The organism is Streptomyces odontotermitis (assembly GCF_050510915.1).
Lineage (GTDB): Bacteria > Actinomycetota > Actinomycetes > Streptomycetales > Streptomycetaceae > Streptomyces.
Genome location: NZ_JBNJLS010000017.1, coordinates 39,261 through 64,405 on the forward strand (window position 1 = coordinate 39,261; position 25,145 = coordinate 64,405).

General features: G+C 71.4%; 26 protein-coding genes. 12 read left to right on the forward strand and 14 right to left on the reverse strand.

Annotated features, from left to right (window positions below; translation table 11 throughout):
* Window positions 1–9 precede the first annotated feature (9 nt).
* From ACQB60_RS33565 to ACQB60_RS33580, 4 genes are all read left to right on the forward strand, one after another.
* Entirely contained in the window at window positions 10–1,242 is a 1,233-nt protein-coding gene (locus ACQB60_RS33565; protein WP_496929883.1) for an HNH endonuclease signature motif containing protein, read from the forward strand.
* Complete coding sequence (locus ACQB60_RS33570) at window positions 1,236–1,811, forward strand: DUF3885 domain-containing protein (RefSeq protein WP_496929884.1); 576 nt, start codon at window positions 1,236–1,238, stop codon at window positions 1,809–1,811. The genes ACQB60_RS33565 and ACQB60_RS33570 overlap by 7 nt, the downstream gene beginning before the upstream one ends.
* A 184-nt stretch (window positions 1,812–1,995) precedes the next feature.
* Window positions 1,996–2,664 carry an ATP-dependent Clp protease proteolytic subunit gene (locus ACQB60_RS33575; RefSeq protein ID WP_496929885.1) on the forward strand — a complete coding sequence of 223 codons (669 nt, stop codon included), beginning with the start codon at window positions 1,996–1,998 and terminating at the stop codon, window positions 2,662–2,664.
* Between the two features lie 5 nt (window positions 2,665–2,669).
* The gene (locus ACQB60_RS33580; RefSeq protein WP_496929886.1) at window positions 2,670–3,299 is read left to right on the forward strand and encodes a ClpP family protease; all 630 of its coding nucleotides are present in this window, start codon (window positions 2,670–2,672) and stop codon (window positions 3,297–3,299) included.
* A gap of 12 nt (window positions 3,300–3,311) precedes the next feature.
* On the opposite strand, the gene ACQB60_RS33585 is transcribed toward ACQB60_RS33580, so the two are convergent.
* The 3 genes from ACQB60_RS33585 to ACQB60_RS33595 all read right to left on the reverse strand — a co-directional run bounded on the left by ACQB60_RS33585 (window position 3,312) and on the right by ACQB60_RS33595 (window position 5,654).
* Entirely contained in the window at window positions 3,312–3,902 is a 591-nt protein-coding gene (locus ACQB60_RS33585; RefSeq protein WP_496929887.1) for a helix-turn-helix domain-containing protein, read from the reverse strand.
* A gap of 92 nt (window positions 3,903–3,994) precedes the next feature.
* On the reverse strand, window positions 3,995–4,384 hold the full coding sequence (locus tag ACQB60_RS33590; protein ID WP_384846446.1) for a VOC family protein: 390 nt from the start codon (window positions 4,382–4,384) through the stop codon (window positions 3,995–3,997).
* 166 nt (window positions 4,385–4,550) lie between these two features.
* Complete coding sequence (locus tag ACQB60_RS33595) at window positions 4,551–5,654, reverse strand: NAD(P)-dependent alcohol dehydrogenase (RefSeq protein WP_496929888.1); 1,104 nt, start codon at window positions 5,652–5,654, stop codon at window positions 4,551–4,553.
* A gap of 117 nt (window positions 5,655–5,771) precedes the next feature.
* On the opposite strand from ACQB60_RS33595, the gene ACQB60_RS33600 reads away from it, so the two are divergent.
* The gene (locus ACQB60_RS33600; protein ID WP_496929889.1) at window positions 5,772–6,707 is read left to right on the forward strand and encodes a helix-turn-helix domain-containing protein; all 936 of its coding nucleotides are present in this window, start codon (window positions 5,772–5,774) and stop codon (window positions 6,705–6,707) included.
* A 290-nt stretch (window positions 6,708–6,997) separates the two neighbouring features.
* On the opposite strand, the gene msrA is transcribed toward ACQB60_RS33600, so the two are convergent.
* A complete protein-coding gene (gene msrA / locus ACQB60_RS33605) occupies window positions 6,998–7,663 on the reverse strand; it encodes a peptide-methionine (S)-S-oxide reductase MsrA (protein ID WP_496929890.1) in 666 nt (221 codons plus the stop codon).
* A 136-nt stretch (window positions 7,664–7,799) separates the two neighbouring features.
* Entirely contained in the window at window positions 7,800–8,915 is a 1,116-nt protein-coding gene (locus ACQB60_RS33610; RefSeq protein ID WP_384846436.1) for a hypothetical protein, read from the reverse strand.
* Window positions 8,916–9,028: 113 nt separating this feature from the next.
* Here ACQB60_RS33610 and ACQB60_RS33615 point away from each other — a divergent pair, with 113 nt between their 5' ends.
* Entirely contained in the window at window positions 9,029–10,201 is a 1,173-nt protein-coding gene (locus ACQB60_RS33615; RefSeq protein WP_496929891.1) for a cystathionine gamma-synthase, read from the forward strand.
* 30 nt (window positions 10,202–10,231) lie between these two features.
* Here the strand turns inward: ACQB60_RS33615 and ACQB60_RS33620 are convergent, their stop codons facing one another.
* The 3 genes from ACQB60_RS33620 to ACQB60_RS33630 all read right to left on the reverse strand — a co-directional run bounded on the left by ACQB60_RS33620 (window position 10,232) and on the right by ACQB60_RS33630 (window position 11,689).
* The gene (locus ACQB60_RS33620) at window positions 10,232–10,483 is read right to left on the reverse strand and encodes a hypothetical protein (protein WP_496929892.1); all 252 of its coding nucleotides are present in this window, start codon (window positions 10,481–10,483) and stop codon (window positions 10,232–10,234) included.
* A gap of 70 nt (window positions 10,484–10,553) precedes the next feature.
* Complete coding sequence (locus tag ACQB60_RS33625; protein ID WP_496929893.1) at window positions 10,554–11,036, reverse strand: sigma factor-like helix-turn-helix DNA-binding protein; 483 nt, start codon at window positions 11,034–11,036, stop codon at window positions 10,554–10,556.
* Between the two features lie 143 nt (window positions 11,037–11,179).
* On the reverse strand, window positions 11,180–11,689 hold the full coding sequence (locus ACQB60_RS33630) for a MarR family winged helix-turn-helix transcriptional regulator (RefSeq protein WP_496929894.1): 510 nt from the start codon (window positions 11,687–11,689) through the stop codon (window positions 11,180–11,182).
* 147 nt (window positions 11,690–11,836) lie between these two features.
* On the opposite strand from ACQB60_RS33630, the gene ilvA reads away from it, so the two are divergent.
* The 3 genes from ilvA to ACQB60_RS33645 all read left to right on the forward strand — a co-directional run bounded on the left by ilvA (window position 11,837) and on the right by ACQB60_RS33645 (window position 15,148).
* Window positions 11,837–13,066: a threonine ammonia-lyase gene (gene ilvA / locus ACQB60_RS33635; RefSeq protein WP_496929895.1), complete on the forward strand. Its 1,230-nt coding sequence runs from the start codon at window positions 11,837–11,839 to the stop codon at window positions 13,064–13,066.
* Between the two features lie 190 nt (window positions 13,067–13,256).
* Window positions 13,257–14,282 (forward strand): ATP-binding cassette domain-containing protein, encoded by a 1,026-nt coding sequence (locus ACQB60_RS33640; protein WP_496929896.1) that lies wholly within the window; start codon window positions 13,257–13,259, stop codon window positions 14,280–14,282.
* Window positions 14,279–15,148, forward strand: coding sequence for an ABC transporter permease (locus ACQB60_RS33645; RefSeq protein WP_496929897.1), 870 nt, complete (start codon window positions 14,279–14,281; stop codon window positions 15,146–15,148). Before ACQB60_RS33640 ends, ACQB60_RS33645 begins: the two co-directional genes overlap by 4 nt.
* 42 nt (window positions 15,149–15,190) lie before the next feature.
* On the opposite strand, the gene ACQB60_RS33650 is transcribed toward ACQB60_RS33645, so the two are convergent.
* The 3 genes from ACQB60_RS33650 to ACQB60_RS33660 all read right to left on the reverse strand — a co-directional run bounded on the left by ACQB60_RS33650 (window position 15,191) and on the right by ACQB60_RS33660 (window position 17,007).
* Window positions 15,191–15,649 carry a hypothetical protein gene (locus ACQB60_RS33650; RefSeq protein WP_496929898.1) on the reverse strand — a complete coding sequence of 153 codons (459 nt, stop codon included), beginning with the start codon at window positions 15,647–15,649 and terminating at the stop codon, window positions 15,191–15,193.
* A 221-nt stretch (window positions 15,650–15,870) separates the two neighbouring features.
* Complete coding sequence (greA, locus tag ACQB60_RS33655; protein ID WP_496929899.1) at window positions 15,871–16,368, reverse strand: transcription elongation factor GreA; 498 nt, start codon at window positions 16,366–16,368, stop codon at window positions 15,871–15,873.
* Window positions 16,369–16,569: 201 nt separating this feature from the next.
* Window positions 16,570–17,007, reverse strand: coding sequence for a DUF4307 domain-containing protein (locus tag ACQB60_RS33660; protein ID WP_496929900.1), 438 nt, complete (start codon window positions 17,005–17,007; stop codon window positions 16,570–16,572).
* 182 nt (window positions 17,008–17,189) lie between these two features.
* Between ACQB60_RS33660 and mca the strand changes: the two genes are divergently transcribed.
* Together mca and ACQB60_RS33670 are read left to right on the forward strand one after the other, a co-directional pair.
* Window positions 17,190–18,071 (forward strand): mycothiol conjugate amidase Mca, encoded by an 882-nt coding sequence (gene mca, locus ACQB60_RS33665; RefSeq protein WP_496929901.1) that lies wholly within the window; start codon window positions 17,190–17,192, stop codon window positions 18,069–18,071.
* On the forward strand, window positions 18,064–18,297 hold the full coding sequence (locus tag ACQB60_RS33670; protein ID WP_496929902.1) for a hypothetical protein: 234 nt from the start codon (window positions 18,064–18,066) through the stop codon (window positions 18,295–18,297). Before mca ends, ACQB60_RS33670 begins: the two co-directional genes overlap by 8 nt.
* A 204-nt stretch (window positions 18,298–18,501) precedes the next feature.
* Here ACQB60_RS33670 and ACQB60_RS33675 read toward each other — a convergent pair whose 3' ends face one another.
* Window positions 18,502–21,735 carry a tetratricopeptide repeat protein gene (locus ACQB60_RS33675; protein WP_496929903.1) on the reverse strand — a complete coding sequence of 1,078 codons (3,234 nt, stop codon included), beginning with the start codon at window positions 21,733–21,735 and terminating at the stop codon, window positions 18,502–18,504.
* 387 nt (window positions 21,736–22,122) lie between these two features.
* Between ACQB60_RS33675 and ACQB60_RS33680 the strand changes: the two genes are divergently transcribed.
* Window positions 22,123–22,626, forward strand: a complete 504-nt coding sequence (locus tag ACQB60_RS33680) for a nucleoside deaminase (RefSeq protein WP_496929904.1) — start codon at window positions 22,123–22,125, stop codon at window positions 22,624–22,626.
* Window positions 22,627–22,734: 108 nt separating this feature from the next.
* On the opposite strand, the gene ACQB60_RS33685 is transcribed toward ACQB60_RS33680, so the two are convergent.
* Window positions 22,735–23,352, reverse strand: a complete 618-nt coding sequence (locus ACQB60_RS33685) for a histidine phosphatase family protein (RefSeq protein WP_496929905.1) — start codon at window positions 23,350–23,352, stop codon at window positions 22,735–22,737.
* 5 nt (window positions 23,353–23,357) lie between these two features.
* On the reverse strand, window positions 23,358–25,145 hold the full coding sequence (locus ACQB60_RS33690; RefSeq protein WP_496929906.1) for a carbamoyltransferase family protein: 1,788 nt from the start codon (window positions 25,143–25,145) through the stop codon (window positions 23,358–23,360).

The following is a 25,145-nucleotide window of genomic DNA, read 5'->3' on the forward strand; positions in this document are numbered from 1 at the left end:
GTGGGTGGCATGGCGCTGGGCGACATAGGCAGACAGGAAGTGCTGAGGGCCGTCGAGGAGTTCGACCGGCTCGGCCGGGACGTCTTTCTGCGCCGGTACGGCTTCAAGGCGTCTCGTGCGTATCTGCTGGTCGTCGACGATCGCTTCTATGACTCCAAAGCCGTCGTCGGAGCCGCCCATGGCCACCTTGCCGGGCAGGCTCCGCTCGCGGCCTCGGAGTTTTCCGGTGGCCGTGATCACGCGGCGAAGCTGCTCGGTGCGCTCGGGTTCCAGGTGGTGTCCCAGAGGGCGGTCACCGAAGCGGACCCCGACGGTCTGGTCGACCGCATCGCCCACCTCCGCGTCGCTCACGCGGAGGGCGGCCCCCGCCTCTACCAGCCGATCGCCCTCCTGTGGGCGATCGGACGAGCGCTGCGCAGCGAGCCCCGCACCCTGTCCTGGAGGGAGACGAGCACATCCCTGAGCGGGCTGCTGGAGCGATGCGGCCTCCGGGGCGAGCGGCCCCGGCCCGACTACCCGGTCCTGGCGCTGTACCACGCCGGGCTGTGGTCGCTCCACGACTACGAGGGGACCGTCCCGCCCGCGCACGGCGATGCCGTGCCTCGTCGCTGGTTCGCCGCACAGCAGCCGGCCGGCGGCCTGGTCGAGCCGGTGCACGAACTCATGCGAGTCTCCGGGCAGGCCCGCGTCGCCGTGATTCAGGCGATCACGGAGCGATTCTTCGACGGCCTCGACGAGACTCCGCTCCTCCAGGCGGTCGGCCTGTACGAGGAGTCGGTCGCCGATGACCTGCACGGTGGTCCGGAGAGTACTTCCACGGCTTCTTCCGCGGTGGATCCGGTCGCCTCGGCCGCACAGTATGAACGACTGTGCAGTCTCGTGGAGCGCCGCGAGGAGTCTCAGCGCGGACGTCGGCGTGCGGGCGTCTCCCGAGACCCCATCCGGTCGGGGTCGGCCCGGCGGGCGGTGCTCATCCGCAGTGAAGGGCTCTGCGAGAACCCGGGGTGCGGCGGTCAGCCCGACGACGTGACGGACACCGGCGGCCCGATTCTGGAGGTCGACCACATCGTCGACATCGCGGGCGACGGCCGCGACCACCCGAGCCAGATGATCGCCCTGTGCCCGAACTGCCACGCCGTCAAGACTCGCGGCAGCACGAGAGACGACCTGCGCTCGGTCTTCCTCGACGTGGTGCGGGAGCGTCACCGGCAGGCATGTGCTGAGGCGAATCCGCCGTGCTAGAAAGGGAGTTGTGGCGGGCCCGGCACCCCTCCGCGCCCCCCGTCGCCCACACCTTCCGCACGACGTACGCGGAGCGCTGGGTGCGGTTCCACAGTCTTCCCGGGGCGAAGCGGTATCCGGAGTCGGAGGACGAGTACGCGGTCGTGCTCGGGCGGTACAACGACGTACTCGACGAACTCTTCGCGGGGCAGGCCGTGTTCGTCGTGACCGCGGACTGGGCGTCCACGCCCGCCGGAGCCGCCGGGCACGCCTCGGCGCGGGAGTCGCTCCATCCCGGCGGTGTCCGCTGGTGGACCGAGGCGGACGAGAGCGATCCCGACCCCGAGTTCCACACGTACACGCGCCTGTACGCCGACCGGCGGCCCTGGCGGCGCGGCTGTGCCGACGGGTTGTTGCGCGCCGTCGCCGATGACACCCTCGCCAGGGTGTTCGTCACGGACACGGGGCTGCGCCGCATCCACCATCCGTACGACGGTGGCGCCGACGTCATCCTCGCCACGCCCGGGGAGCGGGACCGGCTGCGCGAGCGGTACCGGGGGTGGCTGTCGGGCCGCCCGGACGGGCTCTGAGCGCCGGTGCCGGGCCGGGCCGGGCGCCGGTGCTCCTCCGCCCACTCCGCCCACTCCGCCCGGTCTGCCCACAGCAGATCTGCCCCCGGCAGAGATCCCTTACGGTGGCGGCGCTCCGCGTCGACAGTGGTGGGGACGGTGGCGGTGACAGTGCCGCCCCACTGCGCGGAGGAGGTCCGTAGCGATGGCTCCACTGAACGAAGACCGCGGCTGGGGACGCGGGTCCGGCCCGCGGGCCGAGGAAGGGGACACGGCGCCCTCTCGGTTCGACGATCATCTCGCGGCCCAACTGCTCGCCCAGCGCATCGTGTTCCTCGGCACCCAGGTCGACGAGGTGTCCGCGAACCGGGTGTGCGCGCAGATGCTGCTGCTGTCCGCCGAGGATCCGCGGACCGACATCAGCCTGTACATCAACAGCCCGGGCGGGTCCGTGACCGCGGGCCTCGCGATCTACGACACCATGCGGCTCATCCCGAACGACGTGTCCACCCTGGCCATGGGATTCGCCGCCAGCATGGGGCAGTTCCTGCTCACCGTGGGGACCGCGGGGAAGCGGTTCGCGCTGCCCAACGCGCGGATCATGATGCACCAGCCGTCCGGGGGGATCGGCGGGACGACCGCCGACATCGCCATTCAGGCGGAGAACCTGGAGTTCGCGAAGACGACCATCGAGCGGATCACCGCCGAGCACACCGGCCAGACGGCCGAGACCATTTCGCGGGACGGGGACCGCGACCGGTGGTTCACGGCCGAGCAGGCAAAGGAGTACGGGATGGTCGACCGGGTCGTCGAGTCGCTGGCCGACGTGCGGCCCGCGGCGGGGAACAAGCCGCGTATCGGACTGGGGGTCTGAGAGCCATGGGCAGTTACACCATTCCCAACGTCGTCGAGCGCACCCCGCAGGGCGAGCGGTCCTACGACGTCTTCAGCCGGCTCCTGAACGAGCGGATCATCTTCCTCGGGACCGAGATCGACGACGGCGTCGCCAACGTCGTCATCGCCCAGCTGCTGCATCTGGAGTCCGAGAGCCCCGAGCGCGAGATCGCCATCTACATCAACTCGCCCGGTGGCTCCTTCACTTCACTGATGGCCATCTACGACACGATGTCCTTCATCAGCGCCCCCATCTCCACCTTCTGCGTGGGGCAGGCCGCCTCCACCGCGGCCGTGCTGCTCGCCGGGGGCGACCCGGGGCGGCGGTTCGTGCTCGAACACGCGCGGGTGCTGCTCGGGCAGCCCGCGAGCGGGGGGTCACAGGGCACCGCGTCCGACCTCAGCCTCCAGGCCAAGGAGATGATGCGGATCCGGGCCCAGGTCGAGGAGGTGCTCGGACGGCACACCGGGCACGACACCGGGACGCTGCGCGCCGACATGGACCGGGACAAGATCCTGACCGCCGAGGAAGCGGTGGCGTACGGGGTCGCCGACCAGGTGCTCAGCAGGCGGCAGTTGGGGGGCGGGGTCGCCGCCGGCACGTATGCCGCCTGAGAGCCACCGTCGTCACGCCACCAGCGAGAGCCTGACCTCTCCCTGACGGGAGCGGGACACGGGTGTGCGGGACACGGAGGTGGGCGAGACCGAGGTGCGGGAGGCCGGGGTGCGCGAGAGCGACGTGCGGGTCACCGACGTACGCGGGGCCGCCGCACGGTCGCGGCGGTCGTACCGCGCCTGCGTCAGGCTCACCAAGTCGCCCTGGACCAGGCCCAGGAGGTCGGCCAGGCTCAGGCCGAGCGCCTGGGCCGCGGCCGCCAGGACCTCGGAAGACGCCTCCTTGAGGCCGCGCTCGACCTCCGAGAGGTACGGCATCGAGATGCGGGCGGCCTCGGCCACCTCCTTCAACGTCCGCTTCTGCGCCTTCCGTTCACGGCGCAGGACGTCGCCCACCAGGTCCCGCCACAGCGGTTCCCTCGAAGGCTTCTTGGCCTCATCCCCCGAGGGCTCAGCGGGCTGCCCGTGCTGCCCGTGCCGCCCGGGCTGCCCGAGCTTCTGGGGCTTCCGGGTCAGGCGGTGCGGGCCCGTGGCCGGGCGCAGGGGGATGATCCGGGCGGCTCGGTCCGGCGAGTCCGACTGGTACGGCGCGTGGCTTGTCACCCTCTCAGGGTAGGAGCCATGGCTCCCGTACGGCAGTGATCAGGGTTCCGCCCCCGGCGAAACCCCGATGACCGGGCTTCCGGCGGAAGGGGTCAGGAACCGCTGCCGTACGGCTTCGTGATGATCTCCAGGACGTGGCCGTTCGGGTCGTCCCAGTACACGCCCCGGCCGCCGTCGTTCGTGTTGATCTCGTTCACGCGCGTGTGCATGGGGTCGGCCCAGTACGTCAGGCCCGCGTCCTTGATGCGGCCGAAGATCGCGTCGAACTCCTCGTCCGCGACGATGAACGCGTAGTGCTGCGGCGTGATCGGCTCGTCGGCGGACACCTCCATGTAGTCGAGGGCGACCCCGTTCGCGGTGACGACCGGCAGGAACGGGCCGTACTGCGGGGCGACTTCGAGGCCCAGCAGGTCGGCGGCGAAGTGTGCCGACGCCTTCTTGTCGTGGGCGGCGACGATGGTGTGGTTCAGCTCGACGGACATGGTGCGTGCCTCCTTCGGCGGCCACTGCTTGCTACTGCTGCTGCTTGTGGTGCACGGACAACGCTAGGGCGGGGACCGGGAGTTGCCATCCTCCCAACGGTCCCCGCCCTTTGCTCCGCGCGTCCTAGACCCCTGGTCGGAGGCCGGAACAAGCCATCAGGAAGGATCAGCCGATCGTCGCCGCGTCGATCACGAAGCGGTAGCGGACGTCGCTGGCGAGGACCCGCTCGTACGCCTCGTTGATCTGGTCCGCGCGGATCAGCTCGATCTCGGAGCCGAGGCCGTGCTCGGCGCAGAAGTCCAGCATCTCCTGGGTCTCGGCGATGCCGCCGATCGCCGAACCGGCGAGGGTCTTGTTGCCACCGATGAGCGAGAAGAGGTTGAGGGAGACCGGCTCCTCGGGGGCGCCGACGTTCACCAGGGTGCCGCGCGTCCCGAGCAGGCCCAGGTACGCGCCGAAGTCCAGCGGTGCGGAGACCGTGGAGACGATCACGTCGAAGGAGCCGGCGAGCTCCTCGAAGGTCTGCGGGTCGCTGGTCGCGTAGTAGTGGTCGGCGCCCAGCTTCAGGCCGTCGTCCTTCTTGCGCAGCGACTGGGAGAGGACGGTGACCTCGGCGCCCATGGCGTGCGCGATCTTGACGGCCATGTGGCCGAGGCCGCCCAGGCCGATCACGGCGACCTTCTTGCCGGGGGCGGCGCCCCAGCGCTTGAGCGGGGAGTACGTGGTGATGCCCGCGCACAGGAGCGGTGCGGCGACGTCCAGGGAGAGGGCGTCGGGGATGCGGACCGTGAACGCCTCGTCCACGACGACGTGCGTGGAGTAGCCGCCGTAGGTGGGTTCGCCGTCCTTGCCGATGGCGTTGTACGTGCCGACGTTGCCGCCGGTGCAGTGCTGCTCGAAGCCCGCCTTGCAGTTGTCGCACTCGCGGCAGGAGTCGACGAGGCAGCCGACGCCCACGCGGTCGCCGACGGCGAACTTGGTGACGGCGGGGCCGACCTCCGTCACGACACCGGCGATCTCGTGGCCGGGGACCATCGGGTAGATGCCCTCGCCCCAGCCGTCCTGGGCCTGGTGGATGTCGGAGTGGCAGATCCCGGCGTACTTGATCTCGATGCGTACGTCCGTGGCGCCGACCGGGCGGCGCGGGATGGTGGTGCGCTCCAGCGGGGCCTTGGCGGAGGGGGCGGCCCAGGCGGCGACGCGGGTGCCGTCCGCGCTGACGGCGGCGTTCGTGCTGTTCGTGGTGGTGCTGTCCGTAGCTGCGCTCATGCCTCCAGGCTGCCGATTCGGCGGGCCGCCACCCAGGTCTCCGTTCTGCCTACGACCAGCGGTCCTACTACTGGTGGGGTCAGGTTCGACGGCGTACGACCTTGGATACTGGAAGTCATGAAGCCCACCGAGAACCCGGGCACCGCGGGAAGCCCCGGCGCTCCCGCGCCCCCGGGAACCCTGGACCGCCGTGCCGAGCTCAGCGAGTTCCTGCGCACCCGCCGGGCCCGCCTGAAGCCCTCGGACGTCGGGCTCCCGGACTTCGGCAGGCACCGCAGGGTCCCGGGCCTGCGCCGCGAGGAGCTGGCCCAGCTCGCCGGGGTCTCGGTGGCGTACTACACCCGGCTCGAGCAGGGCAACGGCCGCAATGTCTCGGTGGAGGTCCTGGACGCGATCGCCCGGGCGCTGCGGCTGACCGACGCCGAGCACGCGCACCTCACGCATCTGGCGAAGCCGCCGCAGCACAAGAAGAAGAAGCAGGTGCGCCCGCAGCAGCAGGTGCGGCCCGCGCTGCGGCAGCTGCTCGACGCGATGGAGGGCGTCCCGGCGTACGTGGTGGGGCGGCGCGCGGACATCCTCGCGTGGAACCGGCTCGCGGCGGCGCTCTTCGGCGACTGGGGCGCGCTGCCCGCACAGGAGCGGAACTGGGCGCGGCTCTGCTTCCTCGACCCGGCCATGCGGGACCTGTTCGTGGACTGGGACAAGAAGGCGTCGGACATCGTCAGCCATCTGCGGATGGACGCGGGCTGCTACCCGAACGACCCGCAGCTGGCCGCGCTCGTCGGCGAACTGTCGCTCAAGAGCGAGGAGTTCAGGTCGCTGTGGGCCACCCACGACGTGCGGGAGAAGGGGCACGGGGTGAAGCGGATGCACCACGGCCTGGTGGGCGAGCTGGTGCTCTCCTTCGAGACGCTGCGCCTGCCCGACGACCACGACCAGTCCCTGATCACGTACCACGCGGAGCCGGACTCCTCCTCGGCGGAGGCGCTGCGGCTGCTCTCCAGCTGGGGGACGGACGCGAGCCGGGCGGGGGCGCAGCAGCGGCAGGCGTGATGTGCGTACCTGGCGTCGGCTGACCATGCGCCGTGCCTTCAACTGGCGCCCCTGGCCGGCTGCGGGGACACCGGGTGCGAAGCGCGGGCAGTGGTCTCGTCACCAACCCGTCGGCAGCGTCGCCGGCCTGCGCAGCCACCACCAACGGCCCTCACGGCCTTCCGCCAAGGGGCGCCAGTACTGGGCGAGTTCGGCGCCCCCATCGGCTGTTGTGACGTTCCTGTAGCGCTCGTCCAGCGCGTCGAGCGCCCGGCGGGCGAGAGCGTCGACCTCTGGAGAACTTGAGTTCCTCATCCGTCGGCGGGCGCCACACCGATCGGGCAGGAGACCCCCGTCCCGCCGATCCCGCAGTACCCCGCCGGATTCTTGTCCAAATACTGCTGGTGGTACGGCTCCGCCGGCCAGAAGGGGCGGTCTTCGGCGGGGAGGACGGCCGTGGTGATCTCGCCGTGGCCCGAGGCCGTGAGGACCTTCTGGTAGGCGTCGCGGGAGGACTCCGCGGCGGCCTGCTGGGCGGGGGAGTGGGTGTAGATCGCGGAGCGGTACTGCGTGCCCACGTCGTTGCCCTGGCGGAAGCCCTGCGTGGGGTCGTGGGACTCCCAGAAGAGCTTCAGGAGCTCCGGGTAGGAGACGCGGGTCGGGTCGAAGACCACGCGGACCGCCTCCGCGTGGGCCGTCACGCCGGAGCAGACCTCCTCGTACGAGGGGTTCTCCGTGTAGCCGCCCTGGTAGCCGACGTACGTCGTCCAGACGCCCTCCGTCTGCCAGAACTTGCGCTCGGCGCCCCAGAAGCAGCCGAGGGCGAAGTCCGCGACCTCCAGGCCGTCGGGGTAGGGGCCGAGGAGTGCGTTGCCGAGCACGGTGTGGCGGGAGGGCACCTCGAACTCGGGGGTGGGGCGGCCCTTCAGGGCCTCCTCCTGGGTGGGGAGCTGCGGGCTGCGGCGGCCGATGAGCATCGGGTGTCCTCCGGAGGGGGCGGCTTTGCTTGGTGTGCTTGGTGTGCTTGGCGTTGCACTGCGTGCACGGACTTCAACGTTTGGGGGGTGGCGGGCATTCCAGGGCGTGCCGTCCAGGGGCGTGCCGCCCACGGCGTCAGTGCGGCAGCGTCGCCGGGCTGCCCCCGTTCGCCTCGTAGCCGCCGACCGCCAGGGCCCGGTAGACCGCGTACTCCGCCGCCGGGTCCTCCGAGAGGGTCCAGGGGAGCGCGCCGACGTGGCCGTCCACCTGGAGCAGCTGGTTCATGGCCTCCGCCCAGCGCTCGCTGCGGACAAGGAAGAGGACCAGGAGGTGGCGTACGTGGGGGAGGACCGGGTCGTCGGCGCGGGCGGAGTGGACCGCGTAGAGGGCGCCCTCGACCGCCTTCGTCACGACCTCGCTCTGGTAGAAGCCGCGGACCAGGTTCACCTCCGGAAGGTGCTCGTGGACCGCGAAGAGGGGGAGGGCGGCGAGGAGCGAGCCCTGCGGGGCGCGGGCCGCGGCCGCCTCCGCGAAGTTGTACGCGAGGTCGCGCGAGCCGTGCCACTTCTCGCACCAGTAGTGCAGCGCCGCCAGATGCGCGCCCATGTGCGCGGGCGCGCGGTCGAGGATCTTCAGCCACAGCTGCTCGAACTCCTCGCGGGAGTACGCCAGTCCGCGCGCGATGGAGAGTTCGATGATGTACGGGATGGGGTCGCCGGGGGAGAGGAGGGCGGCCTGGGAGCAGGCTTCCTTCGCCTCCTCCAGGATGATGCGGAACTCGTCCGTCCCGCGCGTCGACGTGCGCCACGCCTGCTGGACCAGGAACTCCGCGTGCACCGCCGCGCCCCCGGCGTCCTTGGGCGCCTCGGCCCGCCAGACCCGCAGCCACTGCCCGCCGGGGGTGTCGCTGACCCCGCCGGGACGCTGCTGGAGCTCCAGGGAGGCCGCGCCCGCGAACGCCTGGACGCGCTGCCAGCGGCGCTCGCCGTGGACCTCGGTGCCCGCGAGCAGCTGGGAGGCGGCCCGCCAGTCCTGGGTGCGCTGGACCAGGGAGAGGACCTCGAGGAGGTCGTCGTCCGGGCCGGGGACGCGGATGTCGAGGTCCTCCTGGCGTGTGAAGCCGTAGTTCGCCGGGTCCGCCGCGTCCGGGGAGCCCGGGGCGACCCGCCGGATCCCGCGCCTGCGCAGCAGGAACGGGCCGAGTGCCGCCCCCATCAGAAGCACCGCCATCAGGACCCAGAGAATCTCCATGCCTCCAAGCGAACCAGACTGCTCCGACAATTGGCCAACCTGCGCCCGCGGAGCCCGCCCTTCCGCCGCCTCGCCCGGCGCGGGGCACCCCCGCCGCATTACGCTCTGGCCGCATGACCGATACGCACCGCAGCCAGAGCTCGCACCCCGGCCAGAGCTTCGAGACCGTCGCCATCCACGCGGGCAACACCGCCGACCCGCTGACCGGCGCCGTCGTTCCGCCCATCTACCAGGTGTCGACGTACAAGCAGGACGGCGTCGGCGGACTGCGCGGCGGCTACGAGTACAGCCGCAGCGCCAATCCCACCCGCACCGCCCTGGAGGAGAACCTCGCCGCCCTGGAGGGGGGCACCCGTGGGCTCGCCTTCGCCTCCGGACTCGCCGCCGAGGACTGCCTCCTGCGTACGCTGCTCAGCCCCGGTGACCACGTGGTCATCCCCAACGACGCGTACGGCGGCACGTTCCGGCTCTTCGCGAAGGTCGTCTCGCGCTGGGGTGTGGAGTGGTCCGTGGCCGACACCTCCGACCCCGCCTCGGTCCGGGCCGCCGTGACCCCCCGTACGAAGGCGATCTGGGTGGAGACCCCCTCCAACCCGCTGCTCGGCATCACCGACATCGCCGCGGTCGCGCAGATCGCCAAGGACGCCGGGGCCCGCCTCGTCGTCGACAACACCTTCGCCAGCCCCTACCTCCAGCAGCCCCTGGCGCTCGGCGCCGACGTCGTCGTGCACTCCATGACGAAGTACATGGGCGGGCACTCCGATGTCGTGGGCGGCGCCCTCGTCGTCGACGACCCGTCCCTGGGCGAGGAGTTGGCGTTCCACCAGAACGCGATGGGCGCGGTCGCCGGGCCCTTCGACGCCTGGCTGGTGCTGCGCGGCATCAAGACCCTCGCCGTGCGCATGGACCGGCACAGCGAGAACGCCACGAAGGTCGCCGAGCTGCTCTCCCGGCACGCGCGCGTGACGAACGTCCTCTACCCGGGCCTCCCGGAGCACCCCGGCCACGAGATCGCCGCCAAGCAGATGCGGGCGTTCGGCGGCATGGTGTCCTTCCAGGTCGAGGGCGGCGAGGAGGCCGCCGTGGAGGTCTGCAACAAGGCGCAGCTGTTCACCCTCGGGGAGTCCCTCGGCGGCGTGGAGTCCCTGATCGAGCACCCGGGCCGCATGACGCACGCCTCGGTGGCGGGCTCGGCCCTGGAGGTCCCCGCCGACCTCGTGCGCCTCTCCGTGGGCATCGAGTCGGCCGACGACCTGATCGCCGACCTGCAGCAGGCCCTGGGCTGACATCCGTAACGCCGCTGCCGCAGAAGGGCGTTACCAGCCCGTCACGGGTGGAGTCGTGTCCGACGGCGGCTCCACCCAGGGGTGCACCGCCGCCGCCCACACGATGAACGCCACGGAGGCGGCGAACAGCAGCAGCCACAGGACGCGCCGCAGCAGCGTCCGGCGCCGCAGGATGCGCCCTCCGCGCCGCACCGCCTCTTCGTAGAGCTCGGGCGGCACGGAGGGCGGGGCGGCGTCCAGGATGCGGCGGACCGCGCTCTCCTTGCGCTCGTGCTGACTCATGAGGTCACCGCCTCCCGCACCGGAACACTCTCTTCCCGCACCGGAACGCTCTCTTCCCGCACCGGAACCCTCATGACGGCGCCGCCTCGCCCAGGGCCCGGCTCGGCGCCGGGCCGCGCGGCGGGTGCAGGACGGTGGCCGTCGCGCGGGCGCAGACGGCCGAGACGCGCTCGGTGGGCAGTGCGAGGAGCGCCGCGGTCTGTTCCTCGGCCACCCCTTCGTAGAGCCGCAGCACGAGAATGAGCCGCTCCTGGGGGGAGAGTCGCGCCAGGATCCCGCCGTGGCCCCGGTGCATCCGCCACGCGGCCCGCAGGAACCGGATGGCCAGCTGCTGGCGGGCCCGGTCGTACGGGTCCTCGCCGCGCAGCCGGTCCCAGCTCGCGTACGTGTGGGCGAGCGCGCCCGTCAGGAGGGCCCGCGCGCGTGGGTTGGCGTCCGGCGGCTCCGCGGTGAGGAGCGTCGCGGCATGCAGGAGCCGCCCTGCCGCGCCCGCGACGAACGCCTCGAACTCCCGGGCACGGCGGGCGTTCTGGGACGCCTGCCGTCTGCGCACCGCGCCTCCCGAAGGGGACTTCGGTCTCATCTGAGGCCAGCCGCGGGGCAGGGTCAAGAGGCGGGAGGTGGCTGATTCTCCGCGGTGCGGGCGGGCAACGAGCGGAATCCCGGCTTCAGTTACGGGAGGGGGCGACCTGCGCCTCAGTCGGCCTGGGGCTCCACGACCGCCGCCCCGTGGGCGGACTGGCGTGCGGAGAGAGCGGAGTTGAAGCGCGTGAGGAGCGCGCAGAAGCTCTCGCGCTCCTCCGGCTCCCAGTCCTCCGTCAGCTCCGCCATGAGCGAGCGCCGCGACGAACGCACCTCGTCCAGGCGCGCCTGGCCGCGCGGCGACAGCTGGAGCACCACCGCCCGCCCGTCCTCCGGGTGCGAGGTGCGCTTGACGAGACCGGTGTCGACCAGCGGCGCGACCTGGCGGGTCACCGTCGAGGAGTCGATGCCCATGCTCGCGGCGAGCGCCTTGACGCCCATCGGGCCTTCCTTGTCCAGGCGGTTGAGCAGCAGATATGCCGCGCGGTCCATGGAGTTGCGGACCTGGCCGACGCCGCCGAGGCGGGTCTGCTCGGCACGGCGGGCGAAAACTGCCACCTGGTGCTGCAGGGTGTCGAGAAGGCCGGTGTCACTGGCGGTCGTCATGTCCGGAGTTGTGGGCATGGCCGTGGGCTCGCTTCATGGAGAGGGGCGTCGGTGTGGGGGACAGGGTACGCGGCCGGGGCGCCGCCCGTACCTGCGCTGCACAAACCAGTCTCGACCCGTGGTCCCGGGAGGAGCCACCCGGCGTGAACTGGGAGACTTGCCGTCATGAGCTACCGCACACGTGACTCCTTGCCGAAGGTGACCCTCGACGATGTGCGCGGTGCCCAGAAGATGCTCTCGGGCGTGGCCCGGATCACCGCCATGGCGAACAGCCACCACCTGTCCCAGCTGGTGGGCGCCCCCGTGCACCTGAAGTGCGAGAACCTCCAGCGGACCGGCTCGTTCAAGCTGCGCGGCGCGTACGTGCGGATCGCCGGCCTGATGCCGGAGGAGCGGGCCGCGGGCGTGGTCGCGGCGAGCGCGGGCAACCACGCGCAGGGCGTCGCCCTCGCCTCCTCGCTGCTCGGCGTGCGCGCCACGGTCTTCATGCCCGCAGGCGCCCCGCTGCCCAAGGTCGCGGCGACGCGCGACTACGGCGCCGAGGTCCGGCTGCACGGTCAGGTGGTCGACGAGACGCTGGCCGCCGCCGAGGAGTACGCGGAGAAGACGGGCGCCGTCTTCATCCACCCCTTCGACCACCCGGACATCATCGCGGGCCAGGGCACGGTCGGCCTTGAAATCCTGGAGCAGTGCCCGGAGGTGCGCACGCTGCTCGTGGGCGTCGGGGGCGGCGGGCTCGCCGCGGGGATCGCTGTCGCCGTGAAGACGCTGCGCCCGGACGTGCGCGTGATCGGCGTGCAGGCCAGGGGCGCGGCCGCCTACCCGCCCTCGCTCGCGGCCGGGCACCCGGTGTCGGTCGTGAACCCCTCGACGATGGCGGACGGCATCAAGGTGGGCCGCCCCGGCGACGTCCCGTTCGAGATCATCGAGGAGCTGCTCGACGGCGTCGTCACCGTCTCCGAGGACGCGCTGTCCGGTGCGCTGCTGCTCTGCCTGGAGCGGGCCAAGCTGGTGGTCGAGCCGGCGGGTGCGAGCCCGGTGGCGGCCCTCCTGAGCGATCCGCACGGCTTCGAGGGCCCGGTGGTCGCGCTCCTGTCGGGCGGCAACGTGGACCCGCTCCTGATGCAGCGCATCCTGCGCCACGGCATGGCCGCGGCGGGCCGCTACCTGTCGCTGCGGCTGCGCCTGACGGACCGGCCGGGCGCCCTGGCGACGCTGCTCGGGGTGCTGTCCGAGGTGGACGCCAACGTCATCGACATCAGCCACGTCAGGACCGATCCGCGGCTCGGGCTCACGGAGGTCGAGGTCGAGCTCCAGCTGGAGACGAAGGGGCCCGTGCACTGCACGGAAGTGAGCACGGCGCTGCGGAAGTCCGGCTACACGGTCATGGACTGACAGGGCGCAGGGGCGGCGGCTCCCCGGGGCGGGCGGCTCCCCGAGGGCCCCGCACCTCGGGGAAAATCTCTTGTGAGACGCGATACATCGCGTTATGGTGAGTCGCGTCGGGCGGGCTGCCGCCGGGCGGGCAGAGGCGGACAAATCTAAGCTTTTCCTCAGAAGTGACCCAACTGCTGGGAGAACTCTCATGCCAGGCGCCATCTACGCGGAAGGTCTGGTGAAGACCTTCGGTGACGTCAAAGCGCTCGACGGCGTCGACATCGATGTCCCGGAGGGCACGGTCCTCGGCCTCCTCGGGCCGAACGGCGCGGGGAAGACGACGACGGTCCGCTGTCTGACCACGCTCCTCACGCCCGACAGCGGCACGGCTCTCGTCGCCGGCATCGACGTCCTGAAGCATCCCAACCGCGTGCGCCGCTCCATCGGCCTGTCGGGCCAATTCGCCGCGGTGGACGAGTACTTGACCGGCCGGGAGAACCTCCAGATGGTCGGCCAGCTCTACCAGATGAGTGCGCGGGACGCGAAGAAGCGGGCCGGTGAGCTGCTGGAGCAGTTCAACCTCACGGACGCCGCCGACCGCCAGGCGAAGACGTACTCCGGAGGCATGCGCCGCCGCCTCGACCTCGCCGCCGCCCTGGTGGTCAGGCCACCCGTGATGTTCATGGACGAGCCGACGACGGGCCTCGACCCCCGTAACCGCCAGGCCCTGTGGGACGTGATCCGGGACCTCGTGGGCAGCGGCACGACCCTCCTGCTCACCACCCAGTACCTGGAAGAGGCCGACAACCTGGCGCACGACATCTGCGTCGTCGACCACGGCCGCGTCATCGCGCGCGGCACGTCGGACGAGCTCAAGGCCCGGACCGGCGGGGAGCGCGTCGAGATCGTCGTGCACGGCCGGGAACAGCTGCCGATCGCGGCGGAGGTGCTGCGCGCCTTCTCCAAGGACGGCGCGGCCCCGGCGGTCGAGGAGCACACCCGCAAACTCATCGCCCCGGTGGTCGGCGGCGCCAAGCTGCTCGCCGAGGTCATCCGCGAGCTCGACCAGCGCGGCGTCGAGATCGACGACATCGGTCTGCGCCGCCCCACCCTCGACGACGTCTTCATCTCCCTCACCGGCCACGCCGCGGAGAAGGAGGAGGACGACGGGGACGGGGCCGGATCCCAGGAGGCCGCGTCCCAGGCCAAGTCCCAGAAGGAGGCGGCCAAGTGAGCGCCGTGACCGACACCGTGCCGAGCCTGGCCCCCGCCGGATCCGGTGGCATCGGCCAGTCGATCAGGGACTCCCTGGTCGTCGCCAAGCGCAACCTGATCCGCATGAGCCGCATACCGGAGATGGTCATCTTCGGCCTGATCCAGCCGATCATGTTCGTGGTGCTGTTCACGTACGTCTTCGGCGGGTCCATCAACATCCCCGGCGCACCCCCCGGGAACGCCCAGGCGTACCGCGAGTTCCTGATGGCGGGCATCTTCGCCCAGACCGTCACGTTCGCCACGGCGGGCGCCGGCGCGGGCATCGCGGACGACATGCACAAGGGCCTCATCGACCGCTTCCGCTCGCTGCCGATGGCCCGCGGCGCGGTGCTCACCGGCCGCACCCTCGCCGACCTGGTGCAGACCGCTCTCACGCTGGTCGTGCTCGCGGTCGTCGCCCTGCTCGTCGGCTGGCGCACGCACGAGAACTTCGCCAAGGTGCTCGCGGGATTCGCCCTGCTGCTCCTGCTCGGCTACGCGTTCTCGTGGATCGGCGCGCTCATCGGCCTGTCGGTGCGCACCCCGGAAGCCGCCACCTCCGGCGGCCTGATCTGGCTCTTCCCGCTGACGTTCATCTCGAACGCCTTCGTGCCGGTCAGGGGCATGCCCACGTTCCTCCAGCACGTCGCCGAGTGGAACCCCTTCAGCGCGACCGTCGCGGCGGCCCGCCAGCTCTTCGGCAACACCATCGCGGGCCAGCCCAAGTCACTGACCGGCGCCTGGCCCATGGAACAGCCGGTCCTGGCCTCGATCATCTGGTCCGTCCTGATCATCGTGGTCTTCCGGACGCTGGCGGTCCGCAAGTACCGCTCGGCCACGGCCTGACACCGACGTGGGGCGGGACCCGGGGTCCCGCCCCACGCGCGCTCAGATGCAGTACGCGACGCTCCTGCTGCGCTTGAACTGGTGCGTCTTGCCCTTGTACTTGTAGTACGACAGGGACTTGTACGACCCACAGGGGCTCGCCTGGGCCGACGTCCAGAACAGGCCGGTGCGCCGCTTCTTCTTCGAGCAGGAGTTGGCCACCTCCAGGTCGGGTGTGTACGGGTGGGCCTGCAGCAGCGAGACGCAGGCCACCGCGCCCTTCGGCAGCTTGCCGCCCTTGTTGACCTTCGCCTGCGCGTAGATGCGCCACTTCCCGTTCTTCTTGTGCTTCTTCGGGTACAGCGGCGTCAGCTTGGCGGCCTTCTTGGCCTCGACCTGCTGGGAGCTGACGGTGCTCTTGTGGGCAGGGGCGGAATCCTGCGCCGCGGTGGCGGTGGCGGCACCACCGGCGAGCAGCGCGACGGCCGTGGCGGTGGCCGCGAGGGAGTGTTTCATCTGCACGAGATCGCAACTCCTTCTGCTGAGGAAACGGGACGGCTCGGGGCCGCCCCGCGCGGATCATCCTCGGGTCGGCCGCACGGGCGCCGCCATTGGCTCTTCGTGCACTGCCTCAAGGGGCAACGACGCCCGCGAGGGCCCGCGCGAAGGGGGCGCGTACGCCAGAGCCCCCGGCACACAGCGTGTGCCGGGGGCTCTGGCGTACGGTCTGGTCCGCGGGGCGGTCAGCCCTGGTACGGCTTCGCCGCGAGGATCTTCACCGAGGCGAGCTTGCCGTTCGGCAGCTCGTACTCCGCGTCCTCGCCGATCTTCTTGCCGTTCACGCCGGAACCCAGCGGGGACTGCGGCGAGTACGTCTCGATGTCCGAGCTCGCGTACTCGCGGGAGGCGAGCAGGAATTCCAGGGTGTCGTCCTCGTCGCCGTCGAAGGCGATCGTGACGACCATGCCGGGAGCCACCACGCCGTCCGCGGCCGGGGCCTCGCCGACCTTCGCGTGCTCCAGGAGCTGGGTCAGCTGCCGGACGCGGAGCTCCTGCTTGCCCTGCTCCTCCTTGGCCGCGTGGTACCCGCCGTTCTCCCGCAGGTCGCCCTCCTCGCGCGCCGCCGCGATCTTGGTCGCGATCTCGGTGCGCGCAGGACCAGACAGGTACTCCAGCTCGGCCTTGAGCTGGTTGTACGCCTCCTGGGTGAGCCAGGTGACGTTCTCGCTGGTCTGGGTCACAGGTGCTCCTCGTAGGTACTGGGAATACAAAGCACGCCCTACCCAGAAGGATGTTCCCTCACGGGTGGGCGAAACCACGAGCCTAACAATTCAGGCGCGCGAGGGGGAGGACATAAGCCATCAGAAATACGTCAACGCAGGTGAGGCGGTATGTGGCCGCCGGGGAGCGCGGGGCGGCAGCGGCGGCCCGGGGCTGACGGGTCAGTCCGCGTGGCAGCCGAGCAGCTCGGCGGTGTTGCCGCGCCCCGTCGTACGCAGGGTGACGACCTTGTCGATGCGGCCGGAGTCCTGGTCGAAGCGGAAGTCCGCGCGCCCCACCTCGGAGCCGTCCTTCGCCTGCGAGCGCACCGTGCAGTAGCCGTTCGCGTCGGCGTCCTTGCGCACTTCGAGGTGGACCTTCACGGCCTTGTCCGAGACCGGGTCGAACGTGATCACCTCGGCGCTGATCTTCGTCCCGGCGACGTAGTGGTAGGCGAACCAGCCGATCACCACGAGCAGCACCGCGCCGAGTGCGGCGCCCACGAGCTTCAGAGTGCGGTCGGCGCGCTCGTCCGAGGAGCGGCCGTAGCGGCCCTCGGGGCGCTGAGCGGGGATCTGCGCGGCCGAGCCGTCGAGGTCGCCGCCGCTGACCGCACTCATGATCGTCCTCCAGGACAGGGGGATGCCGGAATTTTCCGCCCCCCGGTTCCGTCACTATAGAAGCCTCCCACCCGCCACCCGACCGCCGCCCCTCATCGACGCCCCTGCGGGGCGGCACCTGATAATTGCGTGCACCGACCGAGGGCGTCCCGCTGACCTTTATCACCGCTGAGGATCTTGTCTTGACTGAGCAGCTGCGACTGATGGCCGTTCACGCCCACCCCGACGACGAGTCGTCGAAGGGCGCGGCCACCATGGCCAAGTACGTGTCCGAGGGGGTGGACGTGCTCGTCGTGACCTGCACGGGCGGCGAGCGCGGCGACATCCTGAACCCGAAGCTCCAGGGCGACGCCTACATCCAGGAGCACATCCACGAGGTGCGCAAGAAGGAGATGGACGAGGCGCGCGAGATCCTCGGCGTCAAGCAGGAGTGGCTCGGCTTCGTCGACTCCGGGCTGCCCGAGGGCGACCCGCTGCCGCCGCTGCCCGAGGGCTGCTTCGCGCTGGAGGACGTCGACAAGGCGGCGGGGGAGCTGGTCAAGCAGATCCGCTCGTTCCGGCCGCAGGTCATCACGACGTACGACGAGAACGGCGGCTATCCGCACCCTGACCACATCATGACCCACAAGATCACGATGGTGGCCTTCGAGGGCGCGGCGGACGCCGAGAAGTACCCGGAGTCGGAGTTCGGCCCGGCGTTCCAGCCGCAGAAGCTCTACTACAACCAGGGCTTCAACCGCCCCCGCACCGAGGCGCTGCACCACGCGCTGCTCGACCGGGGCCTGGAGTCGCCGTACGGGGACTGGCTCAAGCGCTGGGACGAGTTCGAGCGGGTCGAGCGGACGCTGACCACGCACATCCCGTGCGGCGACTTCTTCGAGATCCGCGACAAGGCGCTGATCGCGCACGCCACGCAGATCGACCCCGACGGCGGCTGGTTCACGGTCCCGATGGAGCTCCAGAAGGAGGTCTGGCCCACCGAGGAGTACGAGCTGGCGAAGTCTCTCGTCGATACCTCCCTCCCCGAGGACGACCTCTTTGCGGGCATCCGCGACAATGCCTGATATGAGCGCGCGAGTAGATCTGGCACTGACGCACCTCGTCCCCCTCGCCAAGGAGGTCGACGACGACAAGGTGACCCCCGGCGTCCTGGGGTTCATCGTCTTCGCGGTGATGGCTCTGGCGGTCTGGGGCCTGATGAAGTCGATGAACAAGCACATGCGGAAGGTCGACTTCAAGGAGTCGTCGGACAAGGCGGCCGCGGAGCCGGGCGCGGCGCCGCAGAAGTAGCGACTCCGCCCGCCCGTGCCCGGTGGCGCGAGCGGGCGGAGCCGATAAGAGGCACTCTCATCCCGTAAGAGGCACTCTCATCCCGGCGCGCGAGGCTTGGTCCCTCGCCACCGGGACTTCAAGGGGTGCCGCATGCCGCACGGGCGCGTCCGCCGACGTCCCGACGTCCGCGCGGAGCCCGCGGGGAGCCCACGGGGGAAGGGCCTAGGGAGTCCCGGTTCCGCTGACCCCCATGACCTCCCGCGCATGCCGGTCCGGCACCATCCCCAGGCGCCACGCCTGCCACCCGGCCTCCAGGTCCGCGCCCCGCTCCAGCATCAGCTGGTACGCCTCCACGTACGCGTCCAGCTTCCCGTCGCGCGTCGGGTGGCCGGAGCGGGCCAGTTCGGACAGGTCCTCCAGCGCCACCGCCGTGCCCACCTCCGAGCCGCCCGGGGAGGCGAAGGGCAGCAGGGTGCAGCGCAGGAAGCGGGCCCAGTCGGCGCCCCGGTGGTCGCCGTACGAGGTGAAGAGCTCCAGGGCGTCGTCGCAGAGGGAGAGGGCCTGGGCGGCGCGGGTGTTGCCCGCGTCGACCACCGCGAGCTCCAGGCAGGTCCACGCCTCGCCGTGGGCGACGCCGATGCGCTGGAAGTCGGCGCGGGCGTCCATCAGGAGCTGGCGGGCGAAGCCGGAGTTGCGCAACGAGCCGGTCTGGGCGGCCCGTTGGTCGCGGGTGACGCGGGCGGAGTGGTGGCGGGCGCAGGCCAGACCGTAGACGTCGCGCATGCGCGAGAACATCGTGCGGGAGCGCTCCAGCTCGCGGACCGCCTGGTCGAGGTTGCCCGTCTCCTCCAGGGCCTGGCCCAGGTAGTAGGCCGACCACGCCTCGCCGCGCGCGTCCTCGTTGTCGCGGTGCCGGGAGACGGCGTGGCGCAGGGACTCGCAGGCCGCCGTCGCGTCGCCGTCGACCAGGCGGGCCCGGGCCAGCTGGGTCAGGGCCCAGGCTTCGCCGCGGCCGTCGCGGGTCTTGCCGTACAGGCCGAGGGCCTCGCGCAGTTCGGCCTCCGCGCGGGGCACGTCGCCGAGGCGCAGACAGAGCTGGCCCAGCTGGAAGTGGGCCCAGGCTTCGCCGTGCATCGACTCGTTGGCCCGGTGCAGCCGCAGCGACTCCTCCAAGTGGGCCAGGGCGTCCGCCAGTTGCGAGCGGTCCCGCTCCACCGCGGCCAGGGCGTGCAGGGTCCAGGCGCGGTCGCCCGCGAGGGCCTCGGCGGACTGGAGCGCGAGGGCCTCGTGGAGGCGTTCCGCCGCCTCCGTGAGCTGGCCCTGGTGGTGGAGCGTGATGCCGAGGGAGCACAGGGCCAGGGCCGCGCCCGCGTCGTGGCGGGCCTCGAAGTAGAGGTCGACGACGGAGGTGAGCGTCGTGCGGGCCTGGTCCAGCTCGCCGAGCTGGCGCGAGGCGATGCCGGTGCGCCACTGCACGGAGCGGACGAGGAGGCCCTGGTCGACCGCCTGCGTCAGCTCGCTGATCTCGCCGAGGCGGTAGAGGTCGCCGCGCAGCAGGCAGTAGTCGCAGAGCGCGCCGAGGAGGCGCAGGACCGCGTCCTGGTTGACGCCCTCCGCGTGCCGCAGCGCCGCCGTGATGAAGCTCGACTCGTCGTCGAGCCAGCGCAGCGCGGCGTCCAGGGACGTGAAGCCGTGGCCGTCGAACTGGCCCGCGCGCGTCGACATCTTGCCGTCGACGAGGCGGATCACCGCGTCCGCCAGCTCGCTGTAGCTGACGATGAGGCGCTCCTGGGCGGCGGTGCGCTCGCCCGGCTCCTCCTCGTCCAGGAGGCGGGCCTGCGCGAAGGCGCGCACCAGGTCGTGCAGGCGGTAGCGGCTGCCCCGTACGCGGTCGACCAGGCCCGCCCGGGAGAGCTCGGCCAGGTGGCGCTCGGCGGTCTGCGGGTCCCGGGTGTCGGTGCCGAGCAGGGCCGCCGCGGCCGCCGCCCCGAGCGAGGCGCGCCCGGCGAGGGCGAGGCGCCGCAGCAGCCGGCGGGCGGGCTCGGACTGGTCGGTGTAGCGCAGCCACAGGACCCGCTCGACGGGACTGATCGCCGTGGCCGACCCGGCGGGGCCGTACGCCGCGAGGTCGGCGGCCAGCTCCGCGGGCGTACGGGGGCCGAGCGCGGACCCGGCGATGCGCAGCGCCAGCGGGAGACCGCCGCACAACTCCCGTACGGATTCGGTGGCTTCGGCGTCGTACGGGGCGTGCGCCTCGGGGGCCGCCGACGCCGCGAGGAGCTCCTCGGCGCCCGCCGCGTCCAGCGCCTCCACCGGCAGGTGGTGCACCCAGGCGGCCAGGTCGTCGGGGAGTTCCAGGGCGTCACGGGCGGTGACCAGGACCAGGCTGTCGGAGCGCTCCGGGATCAGGGCACGGACCTGCTCGGGGTCGCTCGCGTCGTCCAGGACGACCGTCACGGGCAGGCCGGTCAGCTGCTGGTGATAGAGCTCGGCCAGGCGCCTGACCTGCTGGTCCTGGGTGGACCGCTCACGGAACAGGAGCTGCTCTCGAGGGGCGCCGAGGCGGTTCAGGAGGTGGAGGAGGGCGTCCCGGGTGGTCAGGGGCGGGTCCGTGGGGCTGTCGCCGCGCAGGTCCACCACGCACGCGCCCCGGAACTGGTCGCGCAGCTCGTGCGCGGCCCGGACGGCGAGGGTCGTGCGGCCCGCGCCCGGTGCGCCGTGCAGCACCACCACCGTGGGCCGGGTGTCGGTGCTCGCGCGGGCCGCCCGCACCCACTGGCCTATCTGCCCGAGCTCGGCCCGCCGCCCCGAGAAGGGGCCCTCGGGCTGCGGCAGCTGGCCGAACGACTGCTCCAGGACGGCCCGGCGCCGCGCGGCCGCGCTTTTGTCGGTGCGGCGCAGCTGGGGCGCCGCCGCGGTCTTCGTGCCGGAGCTGGAGGCGAGGACCCGCTGCTGGTCGAAGAAGGGGCGCACGCCGCGCACCTCCAGGGCCGTCAGCCACTGCAGGCGCAGCTGCTCGGGGCCGCCGGGCTGGCCCACCGCGCCCGCGTGGCGGCTGGCGGCGGGCAGATGCGCTGCGGCGACCTTGCCGACGGTCACGGCCGCGCCCACCACGCCGACGGCCGCCCCGGCGGCGAGGGCCGTGGAGCCGTCCGTACCGAGCGCCACGTCGGCGACGCCCGCCGCGACCGCGGCAACGGCGGTCACCAGTAAGGGGGTTCCGGCCTTCTCCTTCGCGAACCGCTGCCCGAAGCCGATCTGTCCGGCCGCCGCCTCGTCCAGGGCCTTGGTGTACGTCTCGTACTCCTCGGCCGCGGTCCTCGCCATCCCGTCGAGTGCGCCGCGCGCCCGGGAGAGCAGCACCGGACCGTCGACGCGCCCGCCCGAGCGGCGGACCTCCTCCTCCACCGCACGCACCAGAAGGCGCTCGGCTTCGGCCCGATGGCTCTCTCGCACAGGGTCCCCCTCCGACGTACACGACGCGTCTGGTCACAAGTGTCCTGCGTGGGGGGCGGGGGCGCGAGGGCCTCCCTGTCTTGATCTTGCCGCCGGGAGAGACCTTTTTGCCCGCCTTTGGTTCCGCAGGCAAATACGTGCACTCGCTGAGGGTCACCTTTCATGTGAATCTACAAGCCAGGTCGGCCGACCAGTCACTTCCTTCATGGTTTCGGTGACTGACCCTCGGAGGGGGCGGCCGGGTGTACTTGCGTTATTCCGCGTTAACAGCACGTGAACGAAACACGTAAGGGACTTCGGTCTCCTGGCTCGAAAAGAACGACCCGAAACCGCGAACCCGCAGCGCGGCCCGGGGAATCCTCCACCAACCTCCGAAAAGGAGCGACAGTGACCGCGCACACCCTGGAAACGAGCACCCTCGAGCTCGAGCGCGCCTGGCTGGACAAGGCGATCAACCGTGCCGTCGAGAGTGTCAACAACGGAGGCGGTCCCTTCGGCGCGCTGATCGCCAAGGACGGCGAGATCGTCGCTCTTGAGAACAACCACGTCACCGAGAACCTGGACCCCACGGCGCACGCCGAGGTCAGCGCGATCCGCGCCGCCTGCAAGGAGCTCGGCACCTTCTCGCTCGAGGGCTGTGTCCTGATCACCTCGTGCGAGCCGTGCCCGATGTGTCTGACCTCCGCGCTGTGGGCCCGCGTCGAGCGCGTCTACTTCGCCGCCGACCGTGACGACGCCGCGGTGGCGGGCTTCGACGACCGCCGCTTCTACGACCTGCTCGAGAAGAAGTCGCCGGAGCTGTGGCCGATGTCGGTCGAGCGGATCGAGCTGCCGAACCGCACGGCGCCGTTCGACGCGTGGCTGGCCAAGACGGACCGCATCGACTACTGACCGTATCGACCGCTGTTGAGGTCGGTCGCTGTCGAGACGGATGAGGCCGACGCCCGGTGCACGAACACCGGGCGTCGGCCTCATCGCTTGCTCTACGGGGGTCTTGGGTCATAGGTGCGAGGTGTCGTTGAGGCAGCGCAGCGTGGCCTCGCCCGCCCCGTCGTACGTCACCTTGGACAGCGAGGCCGCCGCGAGGTCCATCCGGAACAGCGTCCGCGGCGGTGCGCCGAGCGCGAGCCGGACCAGGGTGCGCAGCGGCGCCACGTGCGAGACGACCAGGACCACCTGGCCCGCGTACTCCGCGAGCAGCTTGTCCCGGGCCTGCTCGACCCGGTTGGTCACGGACGCGAAGCTCTCGCCCGTGCCGCCCGGCACCGCCGCGGGGTCCGCCTGCCACGCCGCGAACTCCCGCGGGTACCGCTCGCGCACCTCGGCGAACGTCAGCCCCTCCCAGGCGCCGAAGTCCGCCTCGCGCAGCCCTTCGTCGACCCGCACCGCCAGGCCGAGGCGGCGCGCCGCGGCCCCGGCCGTCTCCCGGCACCGGCGCAGCGGCGAGGACACCACGGCCTGGACACCGCCGCGCGCCGCGAGCAACTCGGCCGCGGCGTCCGCCTGCCCGCGGCCCGTGCCGGACAGCGGCGGATCGTCTCCGCCGCTGCCCGAGAGCCGCTGGTGCGCGGTCAGCGCCGTCTCACCGTGCCGCAGCAACAGCAGCGTCGTGCGCACGCCGCTCAGACCTTCGTGACGAGGTGGTTGCCGAGGACCAGGTGGTCGATCTCCGTGCCCAGGAAGCAGTTCAGCGCGTCGGCCGGAGTGCACACGATCGGCTCGCCCGCCACGTTGAACGAGGTGTTGATCAGGCAGGGGACGTCGGTCAGGGCCGTGAACCTGCGCAGCAGGGCCGCGAGGCGAGGGGTGTCCTCGTCGGTGACCGTCTGCACCCGGGACGTGCCGTCCACATGGGTCGCCCCGGGGATGACCTCGTGGAACTCCGGCCGCACCGGGAACACGAACGTCATGTACGGGGAGCGGGACTTGCGCCCCATCTCGAAGACCCTCGGCGCGTCCGACTCGATGACGAGCGGGGCGAACGGGCGGAACGGCTCCCGGTGCTTGACCTTCGTGTTGATGATGTCCTTGATGTCCGGGAAGCTGGGGTTCGCCAGGATGCTGCGGTGCCCCAGGGCCCGCGGGCCGTGCTCGACCCGCCCCTCGAAGTAGCCGACGACGGTCTTCTCGGTGAGCAGCTTCGCCACCTGGTCGACGACCTCGTCGTCGCTCAGCCGGGTCCAGCGCACCCGCCCGTCGAAGTCCCGCAGCGTCCGCTCGATCGCCGCGTCGTCGTACTCCGGCCCGAGATACGGGGTGACCCGCGACGGGAACGTCAACTCTCCCTTCCTGTCGGGGTGGTTGACCCAGGCGTGCACCGCGGCGCCGATGACGATTCCCGTGTCGCTGGCGCCGAAGCTCACGTCCATGTCGTCGAAGCGCGAACCCTCCAGCAACGGCGTGTTGTTGAGGCAGTTCAGTGCCACGCCGCCCTCGAACAGCAGGTGGTTCAGGTCCGACTTCTCCTCCAGGGCGCGGACCTGGTGGCGGGTGACGACGCCGAGCATCTCCTGGGCCGCCGCGGCCACCCGGGCCTGGTATTCCAGGGTGTCCTGCCGGGGGCCGAAGTACTCCTCGAATACGGGTTCCAGGCTGCGCGGGTCATCGGTCTCCAGGGGCCGGATGAAGGTGTAGCGCCCCTCCTCGTGCAGTTCGACGAGGTGCTCGACGAAGGGGTTCACCGCCGGCGGATCGGCGTATCCGGCCAGGCCCATGACCTTGTACTCGTCGTTGTTGGGCACGAAGCCGAGGAACCGCGTGATCGCGCCGAAGAGGAGCCCGATCGAGTGCTCGGCGCCGATGGTCGACTCGTCGAAGACGCGGATCCGGCCGTCGCGGATCTCGCCGAGCAGCGTGGAGAACCGCTCGGCGCGGCCGTCGCTGACGAGGAACGCGGCGTCCTTCCCGCCCGCCAGGTACCAGCCGGTCATGGCGTGCGCGAGGTGGTGCGGGACGAACACCACCTTGGCCGGGTCAGGGGTGAAGCCGGTGCGCGCGGCGAAGTCGGCGAGGACCGCCTCGGGGCTGACGACCTCGGCGAACAGCTTGCGCATGGCGGCCACGAGGTACTCCCGTGCCGCGGGCTCCATCGGCGCCGCCGTGATGTCCGCGACGATCTCTTCCTCGACCTCGGCGGACCAGTTCCACGGAATGGCGATCAGGTCGATGTCGGAGAAGTCCAACCCTGCCTGCTCGAGGCACCAGTTGACCGCGTTGACCGGGAAGTCGGTGGTCTTCTTCTCGCGGTTGAGCCGCTCCTCCTCGACGGCCGCGACCAGTTCGCCGTCCACGAGCAGCGAGGCGCCCGCGTCATGGCCGAGGAGGTAGTGCTTCTCGGTGCCGACCGCGCCGAAGTGCTCGGCGAAGAAGTCCGAGACGCGGGTGAAGCCGTTCCACCCCAGGACCTTCAT